1 protein-coding gene and 2 pseudogenes are annotated in these 4774 nt (G+C 56.4%); all 3 read left to right on the top strand.

The features are described 5' to 3' along the window. The first annotated feature begins 558 nt into the window (after positions 1–558). On the top strand, positions 559–3309 hold the full coding sequence (locus AN476_RS21990; protein ID WP_253279972.1) for a CHASE3 domain-containing protein: 2751 nt from the start codon (positions 559–561) through the stop codon (positions 3307–3309). Between the two features lie 622 nt (positions 3310–3931). Continuing rightward, positions 3932–4072, top strand: a pseudogene (locus AN476_RS23005) (IS481 family transposase); the annotation flags it as partial. Positions 4073–4471: 399 nt separating this feature from the next. After that, positions 4472–4774, top strand: a pseudogene (locus AN476_RS21985) (hypothetical protein); the annotation flags it as partial.

Genomic DNA, 4774 nt, shown 5'->3' with positions numbered 1-4774 from the left:
AAGGACAGATTTTGCGACATGAGGTGCTTGTTGGGGTCGAGCGGCGACGGTTTCCCTACAGCGGCCATTCGTCCAGACTGCGGCGAGCGACGGCTGTGAGCCCATAGCGGTCTCAGACCACGATTGAGACGCTCGCACCGGCAGCAAGCCGCGAACGGCGCTCACCAGACGTTCCTTGCGTAGGTTTCAAAGAGATGGGTTGGCGAAGCGAGTGGTGTCCTCATCGCAACGCTGCCGTGCAATTGAGGGACGGGAGTTTGGGGAGCTTGCCATTATTCTTAAGGTAAGTAGGTGCGTGAATTGAGCGAAAAATCAACAATTATGTCAGCACAAATTATATTTCGATAGGAGAAAATTAGGGTTTAGAAAGCGAAATTGCACATCATAAGTACAACTTTTTTAATAAGGGACAGTAGCATGCCTTTTCGCGCTCTTTTCGGCCCCGGTCGTTTTTCGTTCTCAAACATCAAGACCAGGCCAAAGGTTCTTGTAGCTTCACTGTTGCCCTTGGCGCTGATTATCGGTGTGGGCGTCATGGCTGTTATGAATCTTGGAAAAATGGCTGAGCGAGCCAAATGGGTGGAGCATACTCAGTTTGTGCTGAGCGAGGCGGAAACGATTGTCGGGTCGGCAGTGGATATGGAGACCGGCCTGCGCGGATATCTGCTGGCAGGGCAAGAGCAATTCCTGGAGCCTTACAACGGCGGCGAGGCCAGCGCCTATGCGGCTCTGGGTTCGCTGCAGCAGACCGTCAGCGACAACCCGCCCCAGGTCGAGCGGCTGCAGCAGGCCGAGGGCATCCTGCGCGAGTGGCAGGGCAATGTGGCCGAAACAGCCATTACGCTGCGCCGCGATATTGGCGATGCCAGAACCATGAATGACATGGCCGATCTGGTCGGTGAGGCCCGCGGCAAGGCGTTCTTTGACAAGTTCCGCAACCAGATTGCCACTTTCATCAGCCGTGAGCAGGTACTTCTGGAAGAGCGCCAGGCTGCGTTTGAAGCCGCCCGCGCGCAGGTTGCCGCAAACCGGGAAACCGTGACCGAAGCCAACCGCTGGGTGGAGCACACGCACAAGGTTCTGGCCCAGGCTTCCCGCATTATTGCTCATGGGGTTGATATGGAAACCGGCTACCGTGGTTACATGCTGACGGGCGAAAAAGCTTTTCTGGAGCCATACAACAATGGCAAGGCAGCGTTCCGCGAAGCAATTGCCGAGCTTCAGAAAACCGTTAGTGATAACCCGCCCCAGGTTGGCCGCCTCAAGGAGGCGGATACCCTGATCAGCAGCTGGATCAAGAATGTCATCGAACCGGGCATGAAGTTGCGCCGCCAAGTTAACGTCGGTGTCGTGACGCTTGATGAAATCGACCGATTTGTATCGGAGCAAAAGGGCAAGCAGTATTTCGACGCCTTCCGTTCTCTGATGGCCGATTTCTCTGCTATTGAAGCCAAGCTGATCGTGGAACGCCAGGCAACAGCTAAGGCAGCCGAAGAGGCAATTGCCGGTGCCCTGGCAACTATGAATGATACCCAGAACTGGACGATCCACACTTACAAGGTGATCGCTACCGCCAATGACATCATCGCGGCCGCGGTGGACATGGAAACTGGCATGCGCGGATATCTTCTGGCTGGCCAGGAGGCCTTTCTGGAGCCTTACAATGCCGGCGGCGCACGCTTCGGCGAGCTGGTCGCGGGTCTCAGCGACACCGTTAGCGACAACCCGACGCAGGTGGAACTGCTCAGCGAAGTGCAGGCAACAATTGACGGCTGGCGCGAAAATGTCACCGAACCGATGATCGCCCTGCGCCGTGAGATCGGCGATGCGGCCACCATGGATGACATGGCCGATCTGGTCGGCGAAGGCCGCGGCAAAACCTATTTCGACGCCTTCCGCCAGGTGATGGCTGACTTCCAGACCGAGGAAGAGGCGCTGATGGTGACCCGCCGCGAAGCCAATGAAGCCATCTCGACGCAGACCCGCACCATGCTGCCGGTGGCTATCGGCATGGCGGTGCTGATCGGATCGGTACTGGCGCTGGTGATCGGCAACAGTATGGCGAAGGCAGTGCAGGGCATCACTAGGGCGATGCAGGGGCTGGCCGAAGGCGACAATGCCGTCAAGATCACTGGCCAGGAGCGCGGCGACGAAATTGGTGATATGGCCCGGTCGCTGGAGGTGTTCCGCGACGAGCTTGCCAAAATGCAGGAAGCTGAGTTGAAGAAGGCCGAGGGCAAGGACGCCGAGCTTAAAAAAGTGGTTCAGGAATTGAGCGCGCGTCTATCCCGCCTGTCGGGCGGTGATCTGACCATTCAGATACAAGAGGTTTTCCCGGAAGAGTATGAACAACTGCGTGCGGACTTCAACGCATCTATAGATACGCTGCATTCTACCGTGCTTCAGGTTGTTGAATCCACGTCTTCGATCCACAATGGTGCGGCAGAAATTAGCCAGGCTTCGGATGATCTGTCGCAACGCACGGAAAGCCAAGCTGCAACACTCGAGCAAACTGCCGCATCAATTGATGAGCTCACCGCCAGCGTTAAGGCCTCCGCGGAGGGGGCTCGCAACGTAGAAAGCACTGTACAGGAAGCCCGGCAGGAAGCGGAAAACAGCGGCGAGGTGGTGCAAAATGCGGTGACTGCGATGGCTGGCATTGCGGAGAGCTCGAACAAGATCTCCCAGATCATCGGCGTCATCGACGATATTGCCTTCCAGACCAACCTTTTGGCATTGAACGCAGGCGTCGAAGCTGCCCGCGCGGGTGAAGCAGGGCGCGGCTTTGCAGTAGTGGCTTCCGAGGTGAGGACGCTGGCGCAGCGCTCCTCAGAGGCTGCTATGGATATCAAGGCCCTGATTGGTGATAGTACGTCCCAAGTAGAACAGGGAGTGGATCTTGTTGGCCGTGCAGGCGAGGCGCTACAATACATTGTCGGCCGGGTCAGCGATATCTCGCGGCTGATTTCCGAAATTGCCGAAGGCGCGGCAGAGCAATCTACGGGCCTTGCTGAGGTAAACAGCGGCATGATGCAACTAGACCAAGTGACGCAGCAAAATGCGGCGATGGTTGAGCAGGCTACAGCGGCGGGACATACTCTTAATAGTGACGCGGGCACATTGTCAGAGTTGGTGGCCCGGTTCCAAGTAAGACACCAGAAACTAGATGCTCCTGCAGCCGAAAACGTGGAAAACACACACTCCAGCACGCGTGACAGAGAGGATTGGAAAACCCAATCCGCCTCGGTGCAAACTTCTCAACTGCATTCTGATGGCAACGCTGCCCGCGAGATGTGGCAAGACTTGTGAACAGGCAAGTGAAGTTAGAAGTGGCAGACCCTAACTCTGGGGTCTGCCGTTGAAACTTCTGTTTGACTAAGCGCTGCCATCCTGCCCACCCAGAGCGTAGGCACCTGACTAAAAACCAAAATAGTTGAACGGTCGGCCGAAGCGGCCTGTAGTTTTCCCGAGACGCTTCGAATGGTGCTCTCTGTCAACCGTTTTGAAAAACAGTGTTTAGCTTGCTGATGCCGGCTGCCTTACGCAAAGCGGGCGAATGGAGATGCCCAGGCTGCGCGTGCGGCGAACGGCAGCTCCGTCCGCATCCCCGCCGTTCGAAGGTGGTAGGCGGCTGCACATGCGGCGAAGGTCTGCTCTTCTTCATGCGACCGCGGCATGGAGCGACCGCAAAGCTGCAAGATCTGTCGACTTTGCAAATGTCGCTATCTGCGCAAAGCGGACATCGGTGCAAGGTGCAGCGAGTGACCGCTTCCCGCCCTGGGCAGCCGTTCACCCACTCTGCAGCATCAGTAGGTTCGGGCTCTGTGCGGGCGTGCGCCGCAAAACACCCGAACTACAACTTTTGGTATACCGCCCAGTCTTAGTAAGATTCGGCGACAACGCTACCGGGATCGGGGCGGCAATCAACTGAAAATATGCACATGCCAAGCTTTACACGACCAAAACGCCCATCACTGCCGCTGATTTGCTCAATGACCGGGTGCTGCCGTTCCATGATGAGCATGACCTGCCGGTGCTGCGGATCATGACTGACAGGGGCACGGAATTTTGCTCCGCCCCAATGGCAGGTTTTTACTCCGCCGTTGGGAAAAGTGAATTTAGCCACCGAAATCGCCACCAAGGCGCTCAAGCTAGTGGCTTTTTGGCGGTTAAATAATTGATTTTATTGGAGGCGAGTACCGGAATCGAACCGGTGTACGCGGATTTGCAATCCGGAAAATTTTGTTGATTTTAAAGGGAAAAATTGTAAACGGACTTGTTTCGTTCAGGGTCACTTTTCAATAGGTTACGAGGCCCAAGTAAACGGTTTTTCACAGTCTCTTGCTCTGACGAAAGGGCAAAGAAAAACCGCTGAGGGGGCGGCCACCCACCTCAACGGCATAGAAGAATATTTCCGTCCCAATACCTACGGCATTTCCGGTATGACCTCAACCCAATTGGCGTTGAGATCATGAGTTGGCGTATCGCAAATGAATGCGCCGAGCGCCGCTTTGGCAGCGCCGCGCGCAAGCAGATCATCATGTTCTTGGCCGACAAAGCGAGCGATGACGGCTCAGGCATCTGGTGTTCCAAGGGGACGATCCAGCGCCACACAGAGCTTAGTGAGAGCACGGTCAAGCGCACCATCATCGACTTCCTGCGCGAAGGCATTCTGATTGAGACGGGGCGGCGGCACTGCAAGAATGGCTACACCGTCATTTACCGCATCGTTCTGGAGCGCGTGGCCGCGCTCGAAACCACAGCCGAGCCCGAC

Origin of the sequence: Phaeobacter sp. 11ANDIMAR09 (assembly GCF_001294455.1) — a bacterium.
In the GTDB taxonomy this organism is placed as follows: domain Bacteria; phylum Pseudomonadota; class Alphaproteobacteria; order Rhodobacterales; family Rhodobacteraceae; genus Pseudophaeobacter.
Note: the sequence above shows the minus strand (reverse complement) of the source record. Positions and strands in the feature narration are given on the sequence as shown.